The organism is Alsobacter sp. P4_H11 (assembly GCF_056400925.1).
This window is the reverse complement of the sequence record NZ_JBFUKI010000008.1, coordinates 242457-266837: the sequence shown is the minus strand read 5'-3', so window position 1 is coordinate 266837 and position 24381 is coordinate 242457. Positions and strand designations below refer to the sequence as shown.

Here is a 24381-nt window from a genome sequence, read left to right as displayed (position 1 = left end):
GAGGCTTACTTCTTGGTGGTCGCTTCGGTGATCACCGGGCCGAGATGGATGGCGTCCTTGAGGTCGTAGCCGAAGCTGACGTTGGTCTTGTGCGCCCAGACCTGCAGCTGCTCGAACAGCGGCACGGAGCACACCTCCTCGACGATCTTCTTCTGCGCCTCGGCCCAGAGCTCCTTCTGCTTGTTGAGGTCCGGCTCGCTGCGGGCGGCGTCGATCTCCTTGTCGGCCACCGCGCAGTGGGAGAAGTTGGTGACGGCCGTCGGCGTGCCGACGATCGACTTCGAGGAGTAGAACTGCGTCAGGTACACGTCCGCGACCGGGAAGCGGGCGGCCGAGTAGTAGGACACGCCGCTGAGGTCCTTGCGGATGTTGGCGTGGTAGGTCTGGTGGTCGACCACCTCGAGCTGCAGGTCGATGCCGGCCTGCTTGAGCTGGTTCTGCACGATCTGCATGGAATTCAGCATGGTGGGCAGGCTGGTCTGCACCGACTTCAGCTGCACGCCGTTCTCGAAGCCCGCCTCCTTGAGCAGCGCCTTGGCCTTGGCGACGTCATGCGGGAACAGCGGCGCCTTCACGGTGCCGAGATAGCCGTTCGGCACCACCGAGGTGGGCTCCTCGGCGACGAGCTCGCCCTTGAACTGCACCATCTGGGCGCGGTTGATCGCATAGGCGACGGCCTGGCGGACGCGCTTGTCGTCCAGCGGCTTCATGGCCATGTTCAGGTGAATCACCGAGAGCTCGGCCGGACGCAGCACGTCGACGACGACATCCTTTTCCTTCTTGAAGCGCTCGGCCCATTTCTGGTCCTGGCGGCCATACACGATGTCGAGCTCGCCGGACGTGAAGGCGAGGTCGCGGGCGCTGTCGGCCGGGATGAACCGGTAGACGATCTTCTCGAGCTTGGGCGCGCCGCGGAAGTAGCTCTTGTTGGCGACCAGCGTCAGGCTCTCGTTGGGCTTGTACTCCTGGAACGCGAACGGGCCGGTGCCGATCGGCTTCAGGCGGAAGTCGGCGCCCAGCGCCTCGACGGCCTTTTTCGAGACGATGTTGCCGCCATGGTAGTTGGTGACGAGGCCCAGCAGCGACGGGATCGCCTGCTTCAGCTTGATGCGGACCGTGGACGGGTCCACCGCCTCGATGCTGTCGATCGCGCCGTAGTCGGCCGCGAAGGACGAGGTCTTGGAATCGGCGGCGCGCTTCAGCGAATACACGACGTCCTCGGAGGTCATCTCGCCGTAGTCGCCGTGGAACTTGACGCCCTTGCGCAGCGTGAAGGTCCAGGTGAGCTTGTCGGGCGAGGACTCCCACTTCTCGGCCAGATCCGGCTCCAGCGTCTCGAGGCTGGCGGAGCCCGGCTTGAAGCGCACGAGGCCGTTGAAGATCCACGACACCACGGGCTTGTCCTGCGTGGTGGTGGCGCGATGCGGATCGAGCTGGCCGACGTCGGCGGCGGCCATGCCGATGTTCAGCGTCTGGGCGTAGGCGCCCGGAGCCGTGGAGGCCAGCAGCGCGAACGCGGTCGCGGCGGCGATCAGATGCAACTTCATCGTCGAGTTCCCCTGTTTTACTGAGCCCGTTCGCAGGCGTGGCGCCTGTTTGCGGGCTTGCCGGATCGAGCCGGTCAACTCTTGTGCGCGAGATCGTACGCGCGTTCCGGCATTGGCGGCTAGTGCCGACGCGGCCAGTTCGCATCAATGCTCGGTATGCGTGTGCTCCTCGATGGTGGAGGCGACGCCGCCTGTCGTGAAACGCTCGATCGCGAAAGGCTCGATCGGGGTCGGCGTGCGGCCCTGGGTGACGAGTTCGGCGATGATCTCGCCCATGGCGGGCCCGAGCTGGAAGCCGTGCCCGGAGAACCCGAACGCATGCACCAGCTGGGGCGTGGTGGAGGAATGGCCGATCACCGGGATGCGGTCCGGCGTCTGGCCGTCGATGCCCGTCCAGGTGCGGATCACCTGCGCGTTGGTGAGGGCGGGCACGAGATCCAGCGTGCGGCTCATGCCGCCGAGCGATTCGTCCGCGAGCGGGCGGGATCGCGCGATCTCGGCGTCGCCCCAGCCGCGGCCGCCGCCGAAGATGACGTTGCCGCGCCCGGTCTGGCGCAGGTAGACGTCGCCGCCGCAGACTCCGATGGAGCGGCTGACGAAATAGGGCAGCGGCTCGGTGACCAGCATGTTGGGCATCAGCGCCTCGACGGGCGCGTGCTCGCCGAACCATGACGCGACCGTGCCGCCGAAGACGCCCGCGGTGTTGACCAGCCAGGCGCTCGCGACCGTGAGGTCGCCGGCCTCAACCTCGAAGCCGGTCTCGGTGCGCCGCGCCTCCGTGACGCGCCGGTGCTCGTGGATCTCGGCCCCGAGCCTCCGGGCGAGACGCGCGAAGGCCGGGCCGACGACGCGCGGGTTGGCCTGCCCGTCCTCGGGCGACAGCGAGGCGCCGACAACCTTGTCGCCCAGCCATGGGATCTCGCTGCGCACGCGGTTGGCGCCCAGCATCTGCAGGTCGAGGCCGTAGTCGCGGGCGTTGCGGGCGTAGGTCTCGAGTTCGGCGAGGTCGGCTTCCGAGCGCGCAAGCTTGATGTGGCCGGAGACGTCGAACTCGACGTCCTGCTCCAGCATGGCGGCGAGGCCATCCCAGATCCGGCGCGAGCGGCGGGCGAGCGGGAGCTCGTGCAGGTTGCGGCCCTGCTGGCGCACGCCCCCGAAATTGACGCCGCTGGCCCCTGCCCCGCAGAGGCCGCGGTCCAGCACCGCCGCCGTCAGGCCGGCCTTGCGCAACGCCACCGCGGCGGCGCAGCCCGCGATGCCGCCGCCGATGATGCAGACGTCCACGGCGAGGCGCGCGCTCACGAGAAGCCTCCGAGCACCGGGATGGGCTTCACGGGCGGCTGGCCCCTCAGGCGTCCGGCGTCCTCCACCGGGCAGCCGCGCTCCCGCGCGACCAGCTCGGCCGCCGCGTGGCCGCAGACGCGGCCCTGGCAGCGGCCCATGCCGATGCGCGTGAAGGCTTTCACCCGGTTGACCTCGGTCGCGCCCTTGTGGCGCACGACGTCGCGCAAGGCGCCGGCCGTGACGCCCTCGCAGCGGCACAGGATCTCGTCGTCCGCCACAGCGGCGACGAGGTGATCGGGATACGGATAGGCGGCTTCCAGCGCGGCGCGGAACCGGGCCTGCCGGGCGAGCGCCGCATCGAGGCGAGCGATCTCGGCGGCGTCCACGGCGCGGCCAAGATCCTGCAGCACCGTGAGCGCCACGCGGCGGCCCTGCATTTCGGCGACGTCGGCCCCGCCGATCCCCGCGCCGTCGCCGGCGAGATAGACCTCCGCACGGCTGGAGCGGCCGTCCGGCGCGCGCACCGGGGCCCATTGGCGGGTCAACGGGTCGAACGCGAAGGCGCAGCCGGCGAGATCGGCGAGCTGGCTCTCGCTGCGCAGGCCGAACGAGGCACCGACGGCGTCGCAGGCGACGCGATGCTCGGCGCCTTTTTGGTCGGTCCAGCAGAGCGCGGCGACGCGGCCCTCGCCCTCGACCCGGATGGCGCGCACGCCGCTGGCGCGCCGGGCGTCGCCGAGGGCGTTGCGGGCCACGTAATAGAGGCCTTTCGCCAGGGTGGCGGGCTGCGCCAGCATGCCGGCGGCGGAACGGAGCTTGGCCGAGAAGGGCGTCACGTCGAGCACGGCGACCACCTGCGCGCCGGCCCTGGCGTATTGATGCGCGATCAGGGGCAGCAGCGGGCCGGCGCCCACGAAGGCGACGCGGCGGCCGATCGAGACGCCCTGCGCCTTGAGGGCGATCTGGGCGCCGCCGAGCGTGAACACGCCGGGGGTGGTCCAGCCCGGAAAGGGAATCACCCGGTCCATCGCGCCGGTGGCGAGGATCAGCCGGTCGAAAGGCTGATGCGCGAAGGCGCCGGCCCGCAGCGTGTCGAGCCGCCCCTCGAAGACGTTCCACACGAGCGTGCCGGCGCGGTGGTCGATGCGCTCGCCCAGGGTGGGCAGGATGGCGTGGACGGCCTGCGCCTTGCCCGCCTCCAGGCCGTAGATGGCGGCGCAGGGCCGCTCGGCGCCGGGCGGCGGCTGGCGGTAGATCTGGCCGCCGGGACGCTCGGCCTCGTCGAACAGGACTGGCCGCACGCCGGCCAGCGCCAGCGTCTCGGCGGCGCGGAGGCCCGCCGGGCCCGCGCCCACGATGGCGATCACGGGATCAGACACGCGCATCTCCGTCGATCACCACCGCCATGCCGTTCTGCACGAGCGTCGTGCAGGCGCGGACCCGGCCGCCATCGGCGAGCGTCACCCAGCAATCCTGGCACGCCGCCATGAAGCAGAAGCCGGCCCTGTGCGCCTCGCTGAACTCGAAGCGGCGCAGCGCCGGCCGGTTCAGCAGGATCGCGGTCATCAGCAGGTCGCCGGCCTGCGCGGTCGCGGGCGCGCCGTCGATCGTGAAGGACAGCGGCGGCCCTGCCCGGGAGGCGAGGCGATGGAACAGGGGCGCATCGGCGGCGGGTTCGGTCATTTCAGATCATGTGCTCATAGCGGCAGTTCACGAGGAGCTCGGCGACCGAGGCCGAGTTCGGCAGTTGCACCACGAGCGCGACGATTCGGGCGAGGTCCTCGGGCCTGGTCATGGCCTCGTGCGGAACGTCGGTGACGCTGGCCACGAGATCGGTGTCGACGAAGCCGGGGCAGAGCGCGGTGGCGCGGATGCCGTGCTCCCAGCCGAGGCGTCGCACCGCGTGGGTCAGCGCAACGACGGCGTGCTTGGACATCTGGTAGCCGACATTCAGCCCCATGACGCGCTTGCCGGACAGGGACGCGACATTCACCACCCTGCCCTGACCGGACGCCTTCAAATGCGGCAACGCGGCCTGGATGACGCGAAACGGCCCTTTGACGTTGACGTCGAAGAGCTGGTCGAGCGCGTCGTCGGTCCCGTCCTCCAGGCCGACGAAGGGGGCGATTCCCGCGTTGTTGACCAGCACGTCGACGCCGCCGAAACGCGCCGCCGTTGCGTCCGCCCAGGCCTTTGCGGACGCACGATCGCGGGCGTCGTAGCCGCAGACGAGCACGTCCGGGCCCTCGGCGAGATCGGCCGGAACGGTCTCCGGCCGCCGGACGCCCAGCGACAGCGCGAAGCCCGCGCGGCCGAGTTCACGGGCGACCGCGAGGCCGATCCCCCGGTTGGCTCCCGACACCATCGCGACACGCATGCAACGCCCTCCGGGGCGCAACCTGCCCGGTCCGACCCGATCCCGTCAATTGCAAGGCCTGCGCCAGCACAACCGCGAGGCCCACGCCAGAACAGCCTGAACGCGCATCGCCACGCCGCGACGCGTCGTATAGATACGGCTTCGGCGCGGAACGCGGGGTCGAGCGAACGCTGTGAATATCCGACAACTCGAAGCCTTTCGGGCCGTGATGATCGCCCGCTCCACCACAGGCGCTGCGGAGCTGCTGGACGTATCGCAGCCGGCGGTGAGCCGGCTCATCGTCCAGCTCGAGGCGTCGCTGGAGCTCACCCTGTTCGATCGCTCGTCCGGCCGCCTGGCGCCGACGCCCGAGGCTCTGCTGCTGCACGAGGAGGTAGAGCGCACCTTCGTGTCGGTGGACAAGATTCGCGAGCTGGCGCGCGAGATCAAATCGGCCGAGGCGGGCAGCCTGAACCTGGCGTCGTTTCCCCTCATGGCGCTCGGCTTCCTTCCCAAGGCCATCCGGGCGTTCAACGAATCCCATCCGCGCACGCGCATCTCGCTGAACGTGCAGATGTCCCCGAAGGTGGAGGAATGGGCGGCGGCCCAGCAGATCGACCTCGGCTTCGCCGAATACCCGATCGAGCCGGGCAAGTTCGAGCGGACCGGCATCGAGGTGGAGGAATTCGCCCGGTTCAGCTACCTGCTGGCCGTTCCGGTCGGGCACCGGCTCGCCGGGCGCGCCGTGGTGGGGCCGCGCGACCTGGAGGGCGAGCGGTTCATATCGCAGACCCGCAACACGGTCGGGCGCATCCTGATGGACCGCCTGTTCGACAAGGAGGGCGTGCAGCGCGAGCTCGTACTCGACACGCAGGTCGTCGCCGGCGTGGCCACCTTCGTGTCCTACGGGCTTGGCGTGGGCTTCATCGATCCGTTCACGGCGCTGGACTTTGCGGATGGCCGGATCGCGCCGGTTCGCTTCGAGCCCAGCGTGGAAATGCGCATCGGCATGCTGCACCCTACCCACCGCCCCATGTCGCGCATCGCACGGGATTTCGCCGGGCTGCTGCGTCAGCGCCGCCGCGAGACGGTCGCCGAAGTGGAGCGGATGCTTGGCCGCGGACCGGTATAACGAAAACGCATACACGACGTAGCTGTACGCATTTGACGGCATACACAAAGCGGTCACACTGCGGGGGTCTCATCCCGGAGTTGCAGCCTCGTGCGTTCTGCCCGCCTCCTCCAACACTGCCGAAAACAGGCCTGACGAGATGGCTCGCCCGCCGCTCGCAGCCCTGGATGGAACCGACTACGACGTCGTCGTGGTCGGCGGCGGCGTCAACGGCGCGAGCGCGGCGCGAGAGTTGTCCGCAGCCGGCTATTCGGTGCTGGTGGTCGACAAGGGCGACTTCGGTTCCGGCGCGTCCTCCCGATCCAGCCGGCTGCTGCATTGCGGGCTGCGGTATCTGGCGCCCGGTCGCTCGATCCTCGACTTCGTCCGCCATCCTGGCCGGTTCCGCGTCGCCCTGCGCATGGCCAAGCTCGCTATGGAGGCGCGCAGCGAGTTCGTGAAGGCCAGCCCGGACCGGGCCGTGGCGATGAACCTCCATTTCCCGATCTACCGGGACGGGCCCTACAAGGGCTGGCAGGTCGACGCCGCGTTCCGGCTCCTCGCGGCGCTCGGCCCCAAGGACCTGCCGCTCGAGTATGAGCGCCTCGGCCCCGCCGAAGTCGCCAAAGCGCCGCTGATCCGTGGGCTGCGAGACCAGGACAAGCTCGCCGGCGTGGCGCGGTTTCGTGAGTACCAGTTCGACTGGCCCGAGCGCGTCTGCGTGGACGCCGTGCTGGACGCCGAGCGGGCCGGCGCGACGGCGCGCAACCATACAAGCGCGGCGCTGTCCCGGCCGGGCCCCGATGGCGCATGGACGGTGGAGCTTACCGACATGCGCGAGCAGGCCGCGCCCGTCAGCGTGCGGGCGAAGTCGGTCGTCGTAATGGCGGGCGTCTGGATGGACGGGCTGCTGAAGGGCGCCGCGCCGCAGGCCGGGCGCAAAATCTTCGGCACGAAAGGCTGCCACATCGTCGTGCAACTCCCGGAGGAGTGTCGGGGCCTTGGCGTGGCGACGCTCAACAGCCGGGGCGAGCCGTTCTACTGCATCCCTTGGAAGCATCTGCACTATTTCGGCCCAACCGAGACCGAGTACCGAGACGACCCGGACCGGGTGTTCGTGGATGACGCCGAGTGCGACTTCCTGCTGGCCGAGGCCAACCGGTTGCTTCCTGCGCTCGGGCTCACACGCGGGGATGTGCGCTTCACCTGGGCGGGCGTTCGCCCGCTCACCTATGACGAGGCGGTTCCGTTCGGCAATCGCTCGCGGGTGCTGCACGACCTCAGCCAGGATGGAATGCCGAACGCCTTCGCGATGACGGCCGGACCGGTGATGACGCATCGCTCGGCCGGCCGCGAGGTCGTTGCCGCGGTGGCGCACAAGTTGCAACCTGGGCGAGCGGCAGGGCGAGCCGATGCTGCGACCCACCGGTCGGGCGATCGCCTGGCCCATGCCGAGACCCTGGCGGACGTGCTGTTCCGGCGCACGGGCGAGGCCTGGAGCGGGCCGTTCGACGACGCGCTGATCGCCAGGGCGGCGACGGAGGCCGGCTCCCTGCTGGGATGGGATGAAGACCGGACGCGGCGCGAGATCGCCGCCTACCGGGACGAAGTCGAGGCGATCTTCCGGCCGGGAACCCGGGCGATCGACGCGTGGAGCAAGGCGCCGGCGGCGTGAAAGCCGGGCGCTTCTGGAGGAGGGACTGATGGACGAGCACAAGCTGAGCCGCCGGGCGGCGTTGAAGATCGGGGCCGGCGCGGCCGCGCTGGCGGGCCTGCCGTGGATGAATTCCAGCGCCTTCGCGGCGGACGAGCTGCGCGCCGGCATCGCGGGTTTCAACGTGATCAACACGCTCGACCCCGCCAAGGCCAGCCTCGTGCCGGAGTTCCTGGTGATCTACGGCGCCTTCAACGGCCTGCTGAAGTTCAACGAGAAGATGGAGATCGTCCCCGATCTCGCCGAGAGCTACACGGTGGTCGACCCGACCACGACCGAGTTCAAGCTGCGCAAGGGCGTGAAGTTTCACGACGGCGGCGAGATGACAGCCGAGGACGTGAAGTTCTCGATCGAGCGCCTCATGGACGAGAAGCTCGCCTCGCCCAACCGCGGCAAGGTGACGGCCATCTCGGCCATCACGGTGGTGGACCCCTACACGGTCCGCATCGCCACCAAGGCGCCCTATGCGCCGCTCCTGAACTACCTCACCAACACCCGCACGGGCACGCAGATCGTCTCCAAGAAGGCAGTCGAGGCGGCCGGCGCGGAAGGCTTCGGCCGCAAGCCGGTGGGCACCGGCGCCTTCATGGTGAAGGACTGGAAGTCCAACGAGAGCGTCGAGATGGTGGCGTTCGACGGCTATTTCGGCGGCAAGCCGGCCATCCGCAGCGTGAAGATCCCGATCATCGCCGAGGAGTCGAGCGGCATGACGGCGATCCTGGGCAACCAGGTCGACCTCACCAGCACGGCCCCCTTCGCGGACGTGCCCGGGCTGGAGAAGCGCACCGCCGAAGTCACCGTGCTGAAGCAGCCCGGCCTCAACACCCGCTACTTCGCCCTGAACGTGAAGAAGGCGCCGTTCGACGACGTCCACTTCCGCCGCGCGGTCTCGATGGCGTTCGACCGCAACGTGCTCGTGAAGGCCGCGATCTTCGGCGAGGGCGTCGCCATCCCGGGCGTGCTGCCGCCGTCGCTGTGGCCCGAGGGCAAGGGGTTCACGTCCGAATACACGACGTTCAACCCCGCCAAGGCCAAGGAAGAGATGGCCAAGTCGAAATACGGCGCCGGCACGGAAGCGACCGTGATCATTTGGGGATCCAACTGGTGGCGCCGCACCGGCGAGATCATGGTCGGCATGGTCAACCAGACGCTGGGCACCAAGTTCCAGCTCCAGGCCATGGAGTTCAACGCCGCCTTCGCGAAGGCCAAGGCGGGCGACTACGACGCGCTGGTGTTCGGCTGGCTCGGCCTGGTCGACGCCGACGAGTACCTGGGCGAGATCCTGGGCTCCAAGGGCTTCCGTAACATCCAGGGCTACAGCAGCCCGAAGATGGACGCGCTGCTCGAGAAGGCCCGCGGCGAGATGGATCCGCTGAAGCGTCGGCAGGTCTATCGCGAAGCCGACATGCTGGCCGTCGAGGACATGCCGGTGCTGCCCTGCTTCTGCTCGAACGTGCACAACCTCGTGCGCCCGAACGTGAAGGGCTTCTCGCAGCTTCCCTACTCCAACTTCGCGGACCAGTTCGCGAAGATGACGGTGGGCTGACCCGATGGCGCGCGCGATCAGCATCGGCCGGGTTTCGAGCAGGCTCGGCGGGGTCGCCCTGCTGGCCCTGCTCGGCTCCGCGACGGTGTTTTTCGTGATGCGCGCCGGCCAGGGCGACCCGGCCATCTCGGTGCTGGGCGACCAGGCGACGCCGGAGGCCATTGCGGCCTTCCACAAGAAATGGATGCTGGATGACCCCTTGGTCATCCAGTTCTGGCGGTGGCTGTCCAGCGCCATGCTGGGCGATTTCGGCCTGTCGATGACGGTGGCGGGCGGCACGCCCATCATGGGGCTGATCGGCTCGCGGCTGCCCAACACGCTGTTCATCGGCGCCTATGCGCTGGTGATCGCCGTGAGCGTGTCGCTGTTCGCCGGCACGATCTCGGCGCTGCGGCACGGCAAGTTCACCGACACGGCCGCCACCTCGATCGCGGTGCTCGGCATCTCGATGCCGGATTTCTGGCTCTCCTACGTGCTCGTCTACGGGTTGGCGCTGGGGCTCGGCGTGTTTCCGTCCTACGGCTTCACACCGCCGACGCAGTCCCTCACGGGCGCGCTCTACAGCGGCTTCCTGCCGGCGCTCGCGATCGCGGCCCCGATGGCGGCGGCCTTCACGCGCATCCTGCGCACGGCGCTGCTGGAGACGCTCTACCGCGACCATGTGCGGGTGGCCCGCTCGCTGGGCTACCGCGACGCCTTCGTGTTCATCCACTTCGTGCTGCGCAACGCGCTGATCCCCTACGTCACGGTGATCGGCCTGCAGATCCGCTACCTGCTCGGCGGCACCGTGGTGGTGGAGCGCATCTTCGGCATCCCGGGCGTCGGGGCGCTGATGGTCGACGCCGCCTTCGGGCGGGATTACCCGCTCGTGCAGGCCTGCGCGCTCACCTTCCTGCTCAGCGTGCTGCTGGTGAACTTTGTCGTGGACCTCATCTGCGCCGCGCTGAATCCGCGGCAGAACTGAGGGGGACGCCATGAAAGCCATCATCGCCAACCGCCTCGCCCTCGTGGGGGCCATCATCACCGCCATCGTGCTCGTGGGCGTGATCGTCGGGCCGTGGCTGTCGCCCTATTCGCCCACGGACGCCGACTTCATGGCGCTGCTGGATCCGCCCAGCGGGTCGCATCCGTTTGGCACCGACTCGTTCGGCCGCGACGTGCTCACCCGCATCCTGTACGGCGCGCGCGTGTCGCTCACGGTTAGCATCAGCGGCGTGCTGGCGGGCGCGCTGATCGGCACCACGGCCGGCCTCGTGGCGGCCTATTTCGGCGGTTGGTGGCAGGCCATCCTGATGCGGGTATCGGACCTGCTGTTCTCGTTCCCGAGCTTCGTGCTGGCGCTGTTCCTGATGGTGGTGCTCGGCTTCGGGGTGGTGAACATCGCGGTCGCGATCGCGCTGATCTATGCGCCCATCTTCGCGCGGCTCTCCCGCAACATGGCCGTGCTGGTGAAGGACGAACCCTGGGTGCAGGCCGCCGCGCTGATGGGCCAGTCGACCTGGAGCATCATCACGCGCGAGATCCTGCCCAACATCGCCGCGCCCGTGTTCGTGCAGGTGGCGCTCGCGGTTGCGTTCGGCATCGTGATCGAGGCGGGCCTGAGCTTCCTGGGTCTCGGCGTGCAGCCGCCCAACCCCTCGCTCGGCTCCATCATGGCGGACGGCCGCGAATATTTCAGCCGGGCGCCCTGGGTGCTTACCCTGTCGGGTGTGGCCATCTCGGTCGCGCTGCTCGGCCTCAACCTGCTCAGCGACGGCGTGCGCGATCTCATGGATCCCAAGCTGAGGGCCCGCCTGTGAACGCGTCCCCGCCCCTGCTGGAGGTCATGAACCTCCGCACCTCGTTCGCGGTCGGCCAGCGCCGCGTGAAGGCCGTGCGCGGCGTCAGCTTCACGATCGGCGACGAGGAGGTCCTCGGCCTCATCGGCGAGTCGGGCTCGGGCAAGACCGTGACCGGCATGTCGCTGCTGCGGCTGCTGCCGGACCACGCCGCGATCGAGGCGGACGCCATTCGGTTCCGCGGCGACGAACTGACGGCGCTCGACGAGGAGGCCTTCCGCAAGCTGCGCGGCGTGCAACTGGCGATGATCTTCCAGGACCCGGTGGGCTCGTTCAACCCGGCCAAGACCATCGGCTGGCACCTCGATCACGCCATCCTGCGCCGCTCGGAGACGGACGGGAAAGCCTGGCGCGCCGAGGCCGAGAGCCTGCTGCAGGATGTCGGCATCCGGGCGCCCGAGCGCGTGCTGTCGTCCTATCCGCACCAGCTCAGCGGCGGCATGCTGCAACGGGCCCTGATCGCGATGGTGATCGCGCTGCGGCCGGCGCTGATCATCGCGGACGAGCCGACCACCAACCTCGACAATCTCGTCGAACGCCAGATCCTGGAGCTGATCCGGGTGCACCAGCGCCGGCTCAAGGCGTCCGTGCTGTTCGTCACGCATGACCTCGCTATCGCGGAGGACATCTGCGACCGGATCGCCGTGATGTACGCCGGCGAGATTGTCGAGATCGGCCCGGCCGACGCCGTGTTGCGCAATCCGCAGCATCCCTATGCGGCCTGCCTGCTGCAAACCTCGATCTCGCTGGAGCAGCGGCAGGAATACCTGTTCGAGCTCGCGGGCGAGCCCGGCGGCAAGATCCCGGACGAGGGCTGCGCCTTTGCGGGCCGCTGCCCCAAGGTCATGCCGCAGTGCCGGACCATTCACCCCGACATGCGGGCCGTCGGCCCGGACCACCAGGCAAGGTGCCTTCTCCATGGCGACTGAGCCGAGCGCCCTCCCCGGCCAGGCCGGGCCGACCATGCAGCTGCGCGACATCGTGCTGGATTTCCGCACGCGCTCGGGCTTCGGGCAGGACAAGGTGTTCCGGGCGCTGGACGGCGTCAGCCTCGACATCGCGCCGGGGCAGATCGTCGGCCTCGTCGGCGAGTCGGGCAGCGGCAAGACCACGCTCGGCAAGACCATGCTGGGCGTGCATCGCCCAACCTCCGGCGCCATCCACTATCGCGGGACCGACCTCGCGGCGGCGGCGCCGAGCGCCTGGAAGCCGTTCCGGCGCGACCTGCAGATGGTGTTCCAGGACCCGCTCTCGTCCTTCAACCCACGCTTCACGCTGGGCAGCTCGCTGGCGCTGCCACTGGCGCTGCACAAGGTCGTGCCGAAGGCGCAGATCGCCGACGAGGTGGCGTCGCTGCTCACCCGGGTGGGCCTGACGCCGGACCACGCCAAGCGCTATCCGCACGAGCTCTCGGGCGGGCAGTTGCAGCGCGTCGCGATTGCGCGCGCGATCAGCGTCCGGCCACGCTTCATCGTCGCCGACGAGGCGGTGTCGAAGCTTGACGTCTCGGTGCGTGCGCAGGTGCTCAACCTGCTGAAGCGCATGAACCGCGAGACAGGCGTCGGCCTCGTGTTCATCACGCACGATCTCGGCGTGGCGCGCTTCCTCTGCGACCGGATCGCCGTGATGTATTTCGGCCGGATCGTCGAGGAAGGGCCGACCGAGGCCATCTTCGAGGAGCCGAAGCATCCCTACACGTTAAGCCTGCTGCGGGCGCGCCAGCACGACCGGGCGCCCGTCGCCAGCGACGCCGACGAGGCCGGGCTCGTGATCCCTGATCCCGCCAAGGCCTGCCACTACGCGCCGCGCTGCGCGCGTCGGCTGCCGCAATGCCTCGTGGAGCGCCCGCGCTTGCTTGAGCCCACGCATGCCTACGCGTGCTTCAACCCGGTCCCGGCCGCAGCCGCCGCGCCCGTCCACGCGCCAGCCGCCATGAAGGCCTGAACGATGGCGGATGCTTCATCCTCTCGCGCGACCCTCACGGTCGGGCTCGTCGGCCTCGGGCGGATCGGAACGGTGCTGCTGATGGCGCTCGGCCGGTTCGCCCCGGACGTCGCCGTTCTGGCGACCGGACGGGACGCCGGAAGGGTCGCGGCCGCCGTGAGGGATTGGCCGATGGCCCGGGCGGTCGACGCTGAGGAGCTCGCCTCGAAGGCAGACATCGTGGTGCTGTGCCTGCAGCCCCAAGGCTATCATGCGTGGATCGACGCGCACGCGACGGCGATGCGGGCCGACGCCATCCTGGTGAGCGTGACCAACGCGGTCACGCTGGAGGATCTCGGGCGCTGGTGCGCCAATCCGGTGATCAAGATCATCCCCTCGCCCGCCCATGCGGCCGGCCGCGGCGTGTGCCTGCTGACCCCGGGGCCACGGGCCACGGCCGACCAGGTCGAGCGCATGCGGGCTCTGCTGGCGCGGTTCTGCCGGCCGGCGCTGACCGATCCCGCCGACAGCCGGATCGCGTCCAATCTCGCCGGCTGCGCGCCCGCGATCCTGGCGGCGTTCTGCACGTCTTTCCTCGACGCGAACGCGGCGCGCTCCCGGGCGCTCAATCCGGCGGCGCTGCGGGCCATGATGGCCGAATCCGTCGGCGCGCTTGCGGCGCTGCTCGACGAAGGGGCCAGCTTTGAGGACGTCGTGCGCCGGACGGCGACGCCGGGCGGCACGACGGAGGCCGCGATCGAAGCTCTCGACGCCGACGGGCCCGCGCTGTGCGCGCGCGTCGTCGACGCCACGTTCCAGCGGGAAGCCCAGCTTCTCGGCATTCCACCACGAGGACGATCCAACACGGCAGCGCCGGAGACCCCCGTCCCGGGCTGAACCGCCTTCAACCATTCGGAGCGCATCGATGTCGTTCGCCCAAGCGAATCCCGCGCCGGCCGCCGCCGCGCGCGACCCCTTGCTGCAACCTCTTCGCATCAAGAACCTGGTGCTGAAGAACCGCGTGATGAGCACCAGCCACGCCTCCGGGATGGAGGAAGGCGGCATGCCCAAGGAGCGCTACCAGCTCTACCACGAGGAAAAGGCCAAGGGCGGCATCGCGCTGAGCATGTTCGGCGGCTCGTCCAACGTGGCGCCGGACAGCCCCAACATCTTCCGCCAGCTCAATGTCGGCACGGACGAGATAATTCCGTGGCTGCAGGAATTCTCCGACCGCATGCACACGCACGGGGCGGCCCTGATGGTGCAGATCACGCATCTGGGCCGGCGCGGCGAGCCCTACGCGGACAAGTGGCTTCCGACTATCGCGCCCACCGCCATGCGCGAGACGCTGCACCGCAGCTTCCCCAAGGAGATGGACGAGCACGACATCAGGCGCGTCGTGAAGGCCTATGCGGCCGCGGTGCGCCGCTGCAAGGAGGGCGGGTTGGACGGCGTCGAGACGCTGGCGGGCGGCCACCTGATCGGCCAGTTCCTGTCGCCCTCGACCAACCACCGCACCGACAAATATGGCGGCTCGCTGGAGAACCGCTGCCGCTTCGGCCTCGAAGTGTTCGAGGCGATCCGCCGGGAGGTGGGCGACGACTATATCGTCGGCATGCGCTACGTCATCGACGAGGGCGAGACCGGCCTGCAGATGTCGGACGCCATCAAGGTGGCGCACATCTTCGAGCGCACCGGCATGCTCGATTTCTACAACGCCATCTATGGCCGCATGGACACCGAGCGGGCGCTGGCGGTGGCCAACATGCCCGGCATGGCGTCGCCAATCGCGCCGTGGCTGCAGCAGGTCGGCGCGTTCAAGCGCGAGGTCGGGCTGCCGGTTTTCCACGCCGCCCGCATCTCCGACATCGCGACGGCGCGGCACGCCATCCGCGAAGGCCTGCTCGACATGGTGGCGATGACGCGGGCGCACATCGCCGACCCGCACATCGTGCGCAAGATCGAGGCCGGCGAGGAAGACCGCATCCGCCCCTGCGTAGGGGCGACGCATTGCCAGTCGCCGTTCCGGCCGCACTGCTTGCACAACCCATCCTCCGGCCGCGAGAAGGACCTGCCGCACGCCATCGCGCGCTCGGACCGGGCCGGCCGCAAGGTCCTAGTGGTCGGCGGCGGACCGGCCGGCCTGGAGGCAGCGCGAGTGTCGGCCGAACGCGGGCACGAGGTCGTGCTGCTGGAAGCCGGCGCCAAGCTGGGCGGACAGTTGCTGCTGGGCGAGCGCGCCAGCTGGCGGCGCGACCTCATCGGCATTGTCGGCTGGCGGGCGGAGGAGATCCGGCGCCTTGGCGTGCGGGTGGAGCTCAATCGCTACGCCGAGGTCGAGGACGTGCTCGCCGAGGACCCGGACGCCGTGATCGTGGCGACCGGCGGCGTGCCGGACATCGACTGGATCGACGGGGCCGAGCACTGCACCAGCGTGTGGGACGTGATCGGCGGCGCGACGCGGCTGGGCGCCGAGGTGGTGGTGTATGACGGCACGGGCCGCCACCCCGGGCCTCAGGCGGCGGAGCTCGCCGCGCAGGAGGGGCGCAAGGTCCAGTTCGTATCCATCGACGCCCAGATCTCGCAGGAGCTCACCTATGCGGAGCGCGTGATCTGGAAAAAGCGGATCTACGAGCTCGGCGTGCCCATGACGTTCGACCACGAGATCGTCAAGGTCGAGCGGCGCGGCAATCGCATCGCGGCGACGTTCCGCAACCTCGCTTCGGAGCAGCTCATGGAGCGCGAGGCCGACCAGATCCTGGTGGAGCACGGAACGCGCCCGGCCGACGATCTCTACCACGCGCTGAAGCCGCACTCGCGTAATGACGGCGTCACGGACATCGACGCCTTGCTGGCGCTGCGGCCGCAGCCGCTTGATTTGCGCCCGGAGGCCCGCATCGAGCTGCACCGCATCGGCGACGCGGTGGCGAGCCGCAACGTGCAGACGGCCGTGCTCGACGCCATGCGGCTATGCCGGGCGTTGTGAGGAGCCGGCCGTGACCACCGTCCGCTACATCGATTGCACGGCGCTGATGCAGGAACTGCTCGCCGCTCATCCCGAGGCCGCGGCGCAGATCGACGTGTTCGTCGGCGATCCCGACCGGGCGCAGCTCGCCGCCATGCTGGCCGACGCCGAGGTGGCGATCAACGGGCACACCACGATGGACGCCGAGATCCTCGCCGGGGCGCCTCGGCTGCGCTCGATCGTGTTCCTGGGTAGCGGGCCGAGCAGCTACATCGACATGCAGGCGGCCGAGCGGGCCGGCGTCGCGGTGCATCGCATCGTCAACTACGGCGACCGCGCCATCGCGGAGCACGCGTTCGCGCTCGTGATGGCGGCCGCCCGGGACGTGGCCGCGATGGACCGGCAGGTGCGGGCCGGCCTGTGGTCGGCCGCCGAGGGCGTGGAGCTTGGCGGAAAGACGCTGGGCGTGATCGGGCTCGGCGGCGTCGGGCGCGAGATGGTCCGCATCGCGGCAGGGTTCGGGATGAACGTCGTCGCGTGGAGCCGCGGCGGCGTAGACCCGGCGCTACCCTGCGCGGCGCCCGGGCTGGACGAGCTTCTCGCGGCGTCGGACGTCGTGTCGCTGCACCTGGCGTTGACGCCGGAGACGCGCGGCTTCCTCGACGCCGGGCGGCTGGCGCGCATGAAGCCGGGCTCCGTCCTAGTCAACACGGCGCGCGGCGGGCTGGTGGACGAGGCCGCGCTCGTGGCAGCGCTGCAGTCCGGTCATCTGCGCCATGCCGGGCTGGACGTGTTCGACGCCGAGCCGCCGCCCGCCGGCCATCCCTTCACGACGCTGCCGAACGTCACGCTGACCGCGCACGCGGCCTACAAGACGCGCGAGGCGACGCAGCGGCTGCTGGCGGCGGCGCTCGCCATCGTGGCGGCCGAGCGGCTCCGGTTCGGCAATGCATAAACTACGCGGAAAACTGAGCTTTTCGGTTTTGCCGCCGCTCCCGACGTGCGACATTTTGTGTATCGTGAATTCAACCAATCGGAAGCGACCCGAACGTCGCACAACTCAGGGGGCGTTGTTCATGAGCATCAAGCGTTTCGTCACCGGCCTCGCGGCCGCCGCACTTCTGCTGGGCGCCCTGCCCGCCTCGGCGCAGCAGACGCTGAAGGTCGGCTCCACGCCGACGGGCGTGCCGTTCACCTTCCTGGACACCAAGACCAACACCATCCAGGGCATCATGGTCGACCTGATCACGGCAGTCGGCAAGGAAGCCGGCTTCGGGGTGACGATCGAGCCGATGCAGTTTTCGACGTTGATCGCCGGCGTGCAGGCCAACAAGATCGATATCATCGCGGCCGCGATGTACATCACGCCGGCCCGCAAGGAGGCCGTCGACTTCTCCGCGCCGGTCTACACCTATGGCGAGGGCCTGATGGTGGCCCGCACCGATGCGAAGGACTACACGAAGCTCGAGGACCTGAAGGGCGAGACCGTGGGCGCGCAGGTCGGCACCGCCTATGTGGAGCCGCTGAAGAAGAGCGGCCTCTTCGCGGACGTGAAAATCTACGACACCATCCCGGACATCATGCGCGACGTGAACGCGGGCCGCATCAAGGCCGGCTTCGCCGACCTGCCGATCGTGGCCTACAACCTCCAGCTCGGAAACTTCCCCGAGGTGCGCCTCGCCAAGAACTACAAGTCCACCATCGTGGGCTCGGTCGGCATCGGCGTGCGCAAGGGCGACGGCGAGTTGCTGAAGAAGATCGACGCCGCGCTGGCGAAGCTCCAGGCCGACGGCACGGTCAAGAAGATCCTCGCCAAGTGGGGCCAGGAATAAGGCGCTCTTTCACCCTTTGTCCCGGGCGCGGCGGCGTCCGGGACGCGCCGTTTCGCCTCAGCCGAGTCAAAGATGCAACGCTTTATCCAGGACTCGATCGAGTTCCTGCCCATCCTCCTGCTGGGCGTGAAATACACGCTGCTGGTCACGTTCGGGTCGCTGCTGCTGTCCAGCGTGCTGGGCCTGCTCTGGGCGATGATGCGCGTGTCCGGCGTGAAGGCGCTGGATCGCACGTCCAAGACCGTGATCAACGTGATCCGCGGCATCCCGATCATCGTGCAGCTATTCTACATCTACTTCGTGCTGCCTGACTTCGGCATCGCGCTGTCGGCCGTGAGCGCCGCCATCATCGGGCTCGGCATCGCGTATTCGGCGTACCAGGCGGAGAACTTCCGCGCCGGCATCGAGGCCGTGGACCACGGCCAGGTTGAGGCCGCGCAGTCGCTCGGCATGGGGTGGTTCATGACCATGCGCCGGGTGATCCTGCCGCAGGCGGTGAAGATCGTGCTGCCGCCCTATGGAAACATCATGATCATGATGCTGAAGGACAGCTCACAGGCGTCCACCATCACGGTCGCGGAGCTCGCCCTGCAGGGCAAGCTGATCGCTTCCTCGACCTTCAAGAACTCCACCGTGTTCACGCTGGTCGCCGTGCTCTACCTCGTGATGAGCATCCCGCTGATCCTGCTGGTCGCCCGGCTGGAGAAGAACATGGGGACGCGGCGATGATCGAGCTGCGCGACGTCCACAAGAGCTTCGGCCCCAACCACGTCATCCGCGGCATGTCGGCGGAGGTGAAGAAGGGCGAGGTCGTCTGCATCATCGGCCCGTCCGGCTCCGGCAAGTCCACCATCCTGCGCTGCATCAACGGGCTGGAGACCTATGACCGGGGCGACATCCTGGTTGAGGGCATCCGGGTCGACCGCGCGCAGCGTTCCATCGTGGACATCCGCACGCGGGTCTCGATGGTGTTCCAGCGGTTCAACCTCTTTCCGCACCGCACCGCGCTCGAGAACGTCATCGAGGGCCCGATCTTCGTGAAGAAGGAGCCGCGCGACGCCGCGATCGCGCATGGACGCGAGCTCCTGGCCCGCGTTGGGCTGGCCGAGAAGGAGAACGCGCACCCGCCGCAGCTCTCCGGCGGCCAGCAGCAGCGCGTCGCGATCGCGCGCGCGCTGGCGATGCGGCCGCACGCCATTCTTTTCGACGAGCCGACCTCGGCGCTGGACCCCGAGCTCGTCGGAGAAGTTCTCTCGGTGATGCGCGCCCTCGCCGAAGAGGGCATGACCATGGTGGTTGTGACGCACGAGATGGCCTTCGCCCGCGAGGTCGCGGACCGCGTTCTCTTCATTGACGGCGGCGTGATCGTCGAGCAGGGCCCTGCCCGCGATCTCCTCACCTCCCCCCAACACCCGCGCACGCAGGACTTCCTGCGCCGCGTCCTGAACCCGATCTGAGGTAGCGATGAGCGCCCAACCCTTCCCGCTCGACCCCTCCCTCTGGCACGCGACCGCCGTCCCGGCGCCGGACTGCCCGCCGCTCGACAAGGACGTCACCGTGGACGTCGCCATCGTGGGCGGCGGCTATGCGGGCCTGTCCACCGCCCTCCACCTCGCCGAGCGCGGCGTGAGCTGCGTGGTGCTGGAGGCGCGCGAACCCGGCTGGGGCGGCTCCGGCCGCAATGGCGGGCAGGTCATTCCGGGCCTGAAATACGACCCCAACGAACTGATCGCGAAGTTCGGCGAGGAGGCCGGCAAGGCCCTGACGGCTTTCGCGGGCTCCACGGCCGACACCGTGTTCGAGCTCATCGCCAAGCACGGCATGAACGTGCCGCATGTGCGCAACGGCTGGATCCAGGGCGCGCACATGGCGTCCATGGTGGAGACCGCCAAGAAGCGCTCGGCCGAATGGGCCCGCCTGGGCGCGCCGACCGAATTCCTCGACAAGGCGCGGACCACCGACCACCTCGGCACGGATGTCTACCTCGCCGGCTGGATCGACAAGCGCGGCGGCGCGGTTCAGCCGCTCAGCTATGCGCGCGAGCTGTGCCGCGCGGCGCAAAAGGCCGGCGCGGTCGTGCACGGGCAGAGCCCGGTCCAGGGCCTCGCCCGCGAGGGCGGCAAGTGGAAGGTGAAGACCGCCCAGGGCGCGACGGTGACGGCCGGCAAGGTGGCGCTGTGCACCAACGGCTACACGGGCGACTACTACCCGAAGCTGGCCCAGACCGTGATCGCGCCGAACTCCTACCAGGTCGCGACCGAGCCCCTGTCCGACAACCTGCGCAAGAGCATCCTGCCCTACGGCCAGGTGACCTCCGACACGCGCCAGCTGCTGCTCTATTTCCGGCTCGACCACGAGGGCCGCCTGCTGATGGGCGGGCGCGGGCCGTTCCGCGAACCGACCGACAAGAGCGACTGGGCGCATCTGGAGCGCGTGATCGCCCGCCTATACCCGGCCGTGAAGGACACGCCGATCCAGTTCCGCTGGTGCGGACGCGTGGCCGTGACGCGGGACTTCCTGCCCCACCTGCACGAGCCGGAGCCCGGCATGATCGTGAACATCGGCTGCCAGGGACGCGGCGTCGGGCTCGAATCCACCATGGGCAAGGCGTTGGCCGCCTATCTGGCGACCGGAGACCGCAAATCCCTGCCCTTCCCGGTCACGCCCGTGAAGACCATCCCGTTCCACGGGCTCAACCGCGCCTATGTGGCGGCCGTGGTGGCGTATTACCGGATGAGCGACGCGGGGCTCGCCTAGCCAGCCCGCGGCGGTCGCGCAGCTTGGCGCGGCCGCCGCGATGGCTCGCCTGTTTGGGCTGCCGCCGCGTAGGGGCGCGACGGCGTGATCACACGCACGAAAAAGCCGCCAAGGGTTGCCCCGAGGCGGCGATCCGCTTCACCGAACTGTTTGTGCGCCGGTACATCCATGGTCGGACGAACGGCTCGGCGATGTTAGCAAGCGCCGCCGCGGCAGCCTGGCCCACGCGGGGTCAAACCGAGCCGGCGAGCCATGCTCGCCAGCCGGGCGGCGCCTGAAAGCTCAGGCCGCGGCGATGTTGCCGACGGCGATCTTGCCGCTGCGGCGGTCGGCCTCGGTGTCGAAGGAAACCTTCTGACCCTCAACCAGCGCACGCATGCCAGCGCGCTCGAGAGCGGTGGCGTGAACGAACACGTCCTTGCCGCCGTCGTCCGGGGTGATGAAGCCGAAGCCCTTCTGGTCGTTGTAGAACTTCACGGTGCCGTTCGTCATAGAAGTAGTCCTTTGCGCAAATGTCCGCGACGACGAGAAGCGCGTCAGCGCCGCCGCATATAGTCGAATTTTGGAGAATGTCTGAACGTGCGCCCGGCTATGCCAAGGGCAACGGCCCGATTGTCCGGCCAAAGTCGATGAAGCTGTATAGCGGGTCCTATAAAGACTTGCAACCACTTTCGAGAAAAACTTGAGAGCCTAAGAATTTTCTGAACGTGCGCCTCGAATTCTACCACTCTGCGAAAGACGTTTTCAACGCCTGGGAAAGACACGCCCCGGCAGGGCGATCGATTACAGGCCCGGTCCGCTCTCACAGATCGCAACCGGGCTAGCAGTCGACCTTGCCGGGGCTGATCGGGCATCCATCCCGGGAGCAACCCTTGCTCCAGAGGGTGAAGCACTGGTCCCGCGGTACGTTCGGTGGCGGGCCGGCGACAACCGGTTCTGGCGTAGAAGCCTCCGAACCAGCGCGGCGCGATTTGCGGGCGACCGGCCGCAACGCCCGCCACGATAGTGGCGCCGCCGAGCCCTTGTTGCGGCTGAGGCCTGACGACGGTCTCGCGCCGCTGTCTTCGGAGGCCGAGGTCGTCGAGGCGCTCGCCTCAGCCAATTCGCCCGTTTCGAGTTGCGCAATGATCCGCCAGGTTTCGGGAACCGCTGGGCTGGCGAATACGAAGCTCGTGTGTTCGTCCACCAGGCTTTGGGACCGGACCTGGTCCCCCGGCCTCCAGGCCAAGGGTTCGCTCTCTTGAATCCAGACCTCGGCCAAGGGAGCGACAACGCTGCCGAGATCCACGGCGTCGCCGGCCACGGATGGGTCAGAACGAACTTGCGCGGTCTCGATCTGGTCGGGAGCGGCGACCACGAAGGTCGCCAGCAGCGCGGACGCGACCGCCAGCGCCGCCCACGTGGAAGGAGCAAGCCCCAGAGACCCGAAGATGTGTGATCTGGCCGCCATCTGACCCCCAAGGATCGGACGGGCAACGCTCACACCAGTCGGTTGGGTCCTTTCGGCCTGACAGTTTCAATCAAGGAGACCACAAGAAATCACGTGGCGAGAGCGGGCGCGTTCAACAAAGCCTGCCGGAGCCAATCAATGAACCTTCGCCTTGCCAGCGTGAACTCGCCAATTCAATTGGCTCTTGAACGCAACGAACCGGAGACGTGGCAGTTCAGCCTCCAGCACATCAGTGCTTTTTGGAGGAATTCATGAAAGCTATTCTGTCCGCAGCGGCACTTTGCGTCTTCATCATGCCCGGCGTCGCCCTTGCCCAAAATAGCGGCGTCGCCGCTGGCGCAACCACCGGCGCCGTCGGCGGCGCGATCGTTGGAGGGCCCGTCGGAGCGGTCGTGGGCGGCGTCGCCGGCGCAATCGTCGGCGGCACGCTCGACACCGCCGATCGCCCCCGGGTTCAGGAATACGTCGTCCAGCAACGCCGTCCCTCGGTCGTCTACGATCAGGAGGTTGCGGTCGGAAGCGCCCTCCCCCAGACCGTCGAAACCTACGAAGTGCCCGACACCGTCGTGACCACCACGAAACAGCGCACCGGCTGGCACTACGCGGTGGTCAATAACCGGACCGTGATCGTGGACAACAGGACCCGCAAGATCATCGAAGTCCTGAACTAAGCCGAGAGAGGGGGGGGCGGGCATCGCGCCCGCCCCGCTTGAATCCGGGCAGGGCTGGGCCGCATTCGACGAGTTGGCTCAGCGCCAAGCTCACGTCGCTATGATCGCGCTGCGGATGGCCAGAAAAGAGACGGCTAAGTTGCCGAGAATGCGCTGGCGCGCCCAACGGGACTCGAACCCGTGTTTTCGCCGTGAAAGGGCGACGTCCTAGACCGCTAGACGATGGGCGCAGCGCGAGGGGGCTTATAGGCGGGATCGCGGCGGGCCACAAGCCCGTCTGGCGATCTTTGGATAGGCTGTCGTGGCCCCTCCTCATGGGCGGTGGAAACCGCTAGAGAACCTTGCTGAAAACGAGCCAGGGCGAGGAAACGGTGGAGCAGGACGGTGGGCGCGCGGGCGCCGGGGCCGCGGCGGACAACGCTGCGGCGGGCGTGGATCATCGGCTCGCTCCGACCGGACCGGGAGCCGCGCCCGAATCGGCCGCGACCGCCTCACCGGCTTCGGAGCCGGCAAGCGGCTCGGCGGGCCTCGGCATCCTGATGATGCTGGTCGGCATCTTCCTGTTCGTCTGCAATGACGTGATGGGCAAGTGGCTGGTGTCGACCTACACGGTCGGGCAAGTGCTGCTGATCCGCAGCCTGTTCGCGCTGGTGCTGCTGGCGCCGATGATCATGCGCGAGGGGCTCGGGCCGATCATCCGCCCTGCCCGCCCCGGCCTGCAGCTGCTGCGCATTCTGTTTTCCACGCTCGAGGTCGCGGCCTTCTACTGGGCCGTGGCCTATCTGCCGCTCGCCGACGTGGTCACCTTCTACCTGTCGGGGCCGATCTGGGTGACCGCGCTGGCAGGCCCGCTGCTGGGTGAGAAAGTGGGCTGGCGGCGCTGGACGGCGGTGCTGGTGGGCTTCCTCGGCGTCGTGATCGCGATGCGGCCGTCCGAAGCCGCCTTCGGCCTGCCGGCGCTCGTGGCGGTTTCCGGGAGCCTGCTCTTCGCGCTCCTGATGATCACCACACGCAAGCTGCGCGACACGAGCGGCACCGTGCTGGTGACCTGGCAGGTCGTCGGCGCGCTGGTCTTCGGGGCCGTGCTGGCGCCCTTTCATTGGGTCACGCCGACGCCGCGCGACTTTGCGCTGCTGGGCATGCTGGGCGTCGTCGCGACGGTTGCGCATATTTGCGTGAACAAGTCGCTGAAGCTGGCCTCGGCGGCCGTCGTGGTGCCCTACCAGTACACGCAGATCGCCTGGGCGGTGCTGCTGGGCTGGCTCGTGTTCGGCGACGTGCCGGAGGCCGCCGTTTTCGTGGGCTCGGCCGTGATCGTGGCGGCGGGCTTTTACATCTTCATGCGCGAGCAGAAGCTGGCGCGGGCCGGGCGGACTTCGAGCTAACG

At 68.7% G+C, this 24381-nt stretch carries 23 protein-coding genes and 1 tRNA gene; 16 read left to right on the top strand and 8 right to left on the bottom strand.

Annotation, left to right across the window (positions count from 1 at the left end; all coding sequences use genetic code 11):
• Nucleotides 1–5 precede the first annotated feature (5 nt).
• The 5 genes from AC1DSZ_RS16415 to AC1DSZ_RS16395 all read right to left on the bottom strand — a co-directional run bounded on the left by AC1DSZ_RS16415 (nucleotide 6) and on the right by AC1DSZ_RS16395 (nucleotide 5208).
• Nucleotides 6–1547 carry an ABC transporter substrate-binding protein gene (locus AC1DSZ_RS16415; protein WP_476839411.1) on the bottom strand — a complete coding sequence of 514 codons (1542 nt, stop codon included), beginning with the start codon at nucleotides 1545–1547 and terminating at the stop codon, nucleotides 6–8.
• A 144-nt stretch (nucleotides 1548–1691) separates the two neighbouring features.
• A complete protein-coding gene (locus tag AC1DSZ_RS16410; RefSeq protein WP_476839410.1) occupies nucleotides 1692–2849 on the bottom strand; it encodes an NAD(P)/FAD-dependent oxidoreductase in 1158 nt (385 codons plus the stop codon).
• Entirely contained in the window at nucleotides 2846–4216 is a 1371-nt protein-coding gene (locus tag AC1DSZ_RS16405) for an FAD/NAD(P)-dependent oxidoreductase (RefSeq protein ID WP_476839409.1), read from the bottom strand. The genes AC1DSZ_RS16410 and AC1DSZ_RS16405 overlap by 4 nt, the downstream gene beginning before the upstream one ends.
• Nucleotides 4203–4514 carry a (2Fe-2S)-binding protein gene (locus AC1DSZ_RS16400; RefSeq protein WP_476839408.1) on the bottom strand — a complete coding sequence of 104 codons (312 nt, stop codon included), beginning with the start codon at nucleotides 4512–4514 and terminating at the stop codon, nucleotides 4203–4205. Before AC1DSZ_RS16400 ends, AC1DSZ_RS16405 begins: the two co-directional genes overlap by 14 nt.
• Before the next feature lies 1 nt (nucleotide 4515).
• A complete protein-coding gene (locus tag AC1DSZ_RS16395; RefSeq protein WP_476839407.1) occupies nucleotides 4516–5208 on the bottom strand; it encodes an SDR family NAD(P)-dependent oxidoreductase in 693 nt (230 codons plus the stop codon).
• A gap of 172 nt (nucleotides 5209–5380) precedes the next feature.
• Between AC1DSZ_RS16395 and AC1DSZ_RS16390 the strand changes: the two genes are divergently transcribed.
• The 14 genes from AC1DSZ_RS16390 to AC1DSZ_RS16325 all read left to right on the top strand — a co-directional run bounded on the left by AC1DSZ_RS16390 (nucleotide 5381) and on the right by AC1DSZ_RS16325 (nucleotide 20873).
• On the top strand, nucleotides 5381–6319 hold the full coding sequence (locus AC1DSZ_RS16390; RefSeq protein WP_476839406.1) for a LysR substrate-binding domain-containing protein: 939 nt from the start codon (nucleotides 5381–5383) through the stop codon (nucleotides 6317–6319).
• A gap of 139 nt (nucleotides 6320–6458) precedes the next feature.
• Complete coding sequence (locus AC1DSZ_RS16385) at nucleotides 6459–7973, top strand: FAD-dependent oxidoreductase (RefSeq protein ID WP_476839405.1); 1515 nt, start codon at nucleotides 6459–6461, stop codon at nucleotides 7971–7973.
• 28 nt (nucleotides 7974–8001) lie between these two features.
• On the top strand, nucleotides 8002–9558 hold the full coding sequence (locus AC1DSZ_RS16380) for an ABC transporter substrate-binding protein (protein ID WP_476839404.1): 1557 nt from the start codon (nucleotides 8002–8004) through the stop codon (nucleotides 9556–9558).
• Nucleotides 9559–9562: 4 nt separating this feature from the next.
• Nucleotides 9563–10522 (top strand): ABC transporter permease, encoded by a 960-nt coding sequence (locus AC1DSZ_RS16375; RefSeq protein WP_476839403.1) that lies wholly within the window; start codon nucleotides 9563–9565, stop codon nucleotides 10520–10522.
• A gap of 10 nt (nucleotides 10523–10532) precedes the next feature.
• Complete coding sequence (locus AC1DSZ_RS16370) at nucleotides 10533–11357, top strand: ABC transporter permease (protein ID WP_476839402.1); 825 nt, start codon at nucleotides 10533–10535, stop codon at nucleotides 11355–11357.
• A gap of 26 nt (nucleotides 11358–11383) precedes the next feature.
• Nucleotides 11384–12325, top strand: coding sequence for an ABC transporter ATP-binding protein (locus tag AC1DSZ_RS16365; RefSeq protein WP_476839401.1), 942 nt, complete (start codon nucleotides 11384–11386; stop codon nucleotides 12323–12325).
• Complete coding sequence (locus tag AC1DSZ_RS16360; protein ID WP_476839400.1) at nucleotides 12315–13340, top strand: oligopeptide/dipeptide ABC transporter ATP-binding protein; 1026 nt, start codon at nucleotides 12315–12317, stop codon at nucleotides 13338–13340. Before AC1DSZ_RS16365 ends, AC1DSZ_RS16360 begins: the two co-directional genes overlap by 11 nt.
• Before the next feature lie 3 nt (nucleotides 13341–13343).
• A complete protein-coding gene (locus AC1DSZ_RS16355) occupies nucleotides 13344–14216 on the top strand; it encodes a pyrroline-5-carboxylate reductase family protein (protein WP_476839399.1) in 873 nt (290 codons plus the stop codon).
• Between the two features lie 28 nt (nucleotides 14217–14244).
• Nucleotides 14245–16305, top strand: a complete 2061-nt coding sequence (locus AC1DSZ_RS16350) for an oxidoreductase (RefSeq protein WP_476839398.1) — start codon at nucleotides 14245–14247, stop codon at nucleotides 16303–16305.
• A 10-nt stretch (nucleotides 16306–16315) separates the two neighbouring features.
• Nucleotides 16316–17239: a 2-hydroxyacid dehydrogenase gene (locus AC1DSZ_RS16345; protein ID WP_476839397.1), complete on the top strand. Its 924-nt coding sequence runs from the start codon at nucleotides 16316–16318 to the stop codon at nucleotides 17237–17239.
• A 121-nt stretch (nucleotides 17240–17360) separates the two neighbouring features.
• Entirely contained in the window at nucleotides 17361–18116 is a 756-nt protein-coding gene (locus AC1DSZ_RS16340) for an ABC transporter substrate-binding protein (RefSeq protein ID WP_476839396.1), read from the top strand.
• 72 nt (nucleotides 18117–18188) lie between these two features.
• A complete protein-coding gene (locus AC1DSZ_RS16335; RefSeq protein WP_188517215.1) occupies nucleotides 18189–18845 on the top strand; it encodes an amino acid ABC transporter permease in 657 nt (218 codons plus the stop codon).
• On the top strand, nucleotides 18842–19573 hold the full coding sequence (locus AC1DSZ_RS16330) for an amino acid ABC transporter ATP-binding protein (RefSeq protein WP_476839395.1): 732 nt from the start codon (nucleotides 18842–18844) through the stop codon (nucleotides 19571–19573). The genes AC1DSZ_RS16335 and AC1DSZ_RS16330 overlap by 4 nt, the downstream gene beginning before the upstream one ends.
• Before the next feature lie 7 nt (nucleotides 19574–19580).
• The gene (locus tag AC1DSZ_RS16325; RefSeq protein ID WP_476839394.1) at nucleotides 19581–20873 is read left to right on the top strand and encodes an NAD(P)/FAD-dependent oxidoreductase; all 1293 of its coding nucleotides are present in this window, start codon (nucleotides 19581–19583) and stop codon (nucleotides 20871–20873) included.
• A gap of 282 nt (nucleotides 20874–21155) precedes the next feature.
• On the opposite strand, the gene AC1DSZ_RS16320 is transcribed toward AC1DSZ_RS16325, so the two are convergent.
• Both AC1DSZ_RS16320 and AC1DSZ_RS16315 read right to left on the bottom strand, forming a co-directional pair.
• Entirely contained in the window at nucleotides 21156–21365 is a 210-nt protein-coding gene (locus tag AC1DSZ_RS16320; protein ID WP_188517705.1) for a cold-shock protein, read from the bottom strand.
• Nucleotides 21366–21693: 328 nt separating this feature from the next.
• The gene (locus AC1DSZ_RS16315) at nucleotides 21694–22323 is read right to left on the bottom strand and encodes a hypothetical protein (protein ID WP_476839393.1); all 630 of its coding nucleotides are present in this window, start codon (nucleotides 22321–22323) and stop codon (nucleotides 21694–21696) included.
• Between the two features lie 251 nt (nucleotides 22324–22574).
• Here AC1DSZ_RS16315 and AC1DSZ_RS16310 point away from each other — a divergent pair, with 251 nt between their 5' ends.
• Nucleotides 22575–22994: a DUF1236 domain-containing protein gene (locus AC1DSZ_RS16310; protein WP_476839392.1), complete on the top strand. Its 420-nt coding sequence runs from the start codon at nucleotides 22575–22577 to the stop codon at nucleotides 22992–22994.
• Between the two features lie 154 nt (nucleotides 22995–23148).
• Here AC1DSZ_RS16310 and AC1DSZ_RS16305 read toward each other — a convergent pair.
• Nucleotides 23149–23224 (bottom strand) — tRNA-Glu (locus AC1DSZ_RS16305).
• 111 nt (nucleotides 23225–23335) lie between these two features.
• Between AC1DSZ_RS16305 and AC1DSZ_RS16300 the strand changes: the two genes are divergently transcribed.
• Nucleotides 23336–24379 carry a DMT family transporter gene (locus tag AC1DSZ_RS16300; protein WP_476839391.1) on the top strand — a complete coding sequence of 348 codons (1044 nt, stop codon included), beginning with the start codon at nucleotides 23336–23338 and terminating at the stop codon, nucleotides 24377–24379.
• Nucleotides 24380–24381: the final 2 nt, after the last annotated feature.

Excerpts from the sequence above, each read along its gene's own strand:
- AC1DSZ_RS16415 (WP_476839411.1), bottom strand. The coding sequence starts at position 1,547 with ATGAAGTTGCATCTGATCGCCGCCGCGACCGCGTTCGCGCTGCTGGCC.
- AC1DSZ_RS16405 (WP_476839409.1), bottom strand. The coding sequence starts at position 4,216 with ATGCGCGTGTCTGATCCCGTGATCGCCATCGTGGGCGCGGGCCCGGCG.
- AC1DSZ_RS16400 (WP_476839408.1), bottom strand. The coding sequence starts at position 4,514 with ATGACCGAACCCGCCGCCGATGCGCCCCTGTTCCATCGCCTCGCCTCC.
- AC1DSZ_RS16395 (WP_476839407.1), bottom strand. The coding sequence starts at position 5,208 with ATGCGTGTCGCGATGGTGTCGGGAGCCAACCGGGGGATCGGCCTCGCG.
- AC1DSZ_RS16385 (WP_476839405.1), top strand. The coding sequence starts at position 6,459 with ATGGCTCGCCCGCCGCTCGCAGCCCTGGATGGAACCGACTACGACGTC.
- AC1DSZ_RS16380 (WP_476839404.1), top strand. The coding sequence starts at position 8,002 with ATGGACGAGCACAAGCTGAGCCGCCGGGCGGCGTTGAAGATCGGGGCC.
- AC1DSZ_RS16375 (WP_476839403.1), top strand. The coding sequence starts at position 9,563 with ATGGCGCGCGCGATCAGCATCGGCCGGGTTTCGAGCAGGCTCGGCGGG.
- AC1DSZ_RS16370 (WP_476839402.1), top strand. The coding sequence starts at position 10,533 with ATGAAAGCCATCATCGCCAACCGCCTCGCCCTCGTGGGGGCCATCATC.
- AC1DSZ_RS16365 (WP_476839401.1), top strand. The coding sequence starts at position 11,384 with ATGAACCTCCGCACCTCGTTCGCGGTCGGCCAGCGCCGCGTGAAGGCC.
- AC1DSZ_RS16360 (WP_476839400.1), top strand. The coding sequence starts at position 12,315 with ATGGCGACTGAGCCGAGCGCCCTCCCCGGCCAGGCCGGGCCGACCATG.
- AC1DSZ_RS16355 (WP_476839399.1), top strand. The coding sequence starts at position 13,344 with ATGGCGGATGCTTCATCCTCTCGCGCGACCCTCACGGTCGGGCTCGTC.
- AC1DSZ_RS16350 (WP_476839398.1), top strand. The coding sequence starts at position 14,245 with ATGTCGTTCGCCCAAGCGAATCCCGCGCCGGCCGCCGCCGCGCGCGAC.
- AC1DSZ_RS16340 (WP_476839396.1), top strand. The coding sequence starts at position 17,361 with ATGAGCATCAAGCGTTTCGTCACCGGCCTCGCGGCCGCCGCACTTCTG.
- AC1DSZ_RS16335 (WP_188517215.1), top strand. The coding sequence starts at position 18,189 with ATGCAACGCTTTATCCAGGACTCGATCGAGTTCCTGCCCATCCTCCTG.
- AC1DSZ_RS16330 (WP_476839395.1), top strand. The coding sequence starts at position 18,842 with ATGATCGAGCTGCGCGACGTCCACAAGAGCTTCGGCCCCAACCACGTC.
- AC1DSZ_RS16325 (WP_476839394.1), top strand. The coding sequence starts at position 19,581 with ATGAGCGCCCAACCCTTCCCGCTCGACCCCTCCCTCTGGCACGCGACC.
- AC1DSZ_RS16320 (WP_188517705.1), bottom strand. The coding sequence starts at position 21,365 with ATGACGAACGGCACCGTGAAGTTCTACAACGACCAGAAGGGCTTCGGC.
- AC1DSZ_RS16315 (WP_476839393.1), bottom strand. The coding sequence starts at position 22,323 with ATGGCGGCCAGATCACACATCTTCGGGTCTCTGGGGCTTGCTCCTTCC.
- AC1DSZ_RS16310 (WP_476839392.1), top strand. The coding sequence starts at position 22,575 with ATGAAAGCTATTCTGTCCGCAGCGGCACTTTGCGTCTTCATCATGCCC.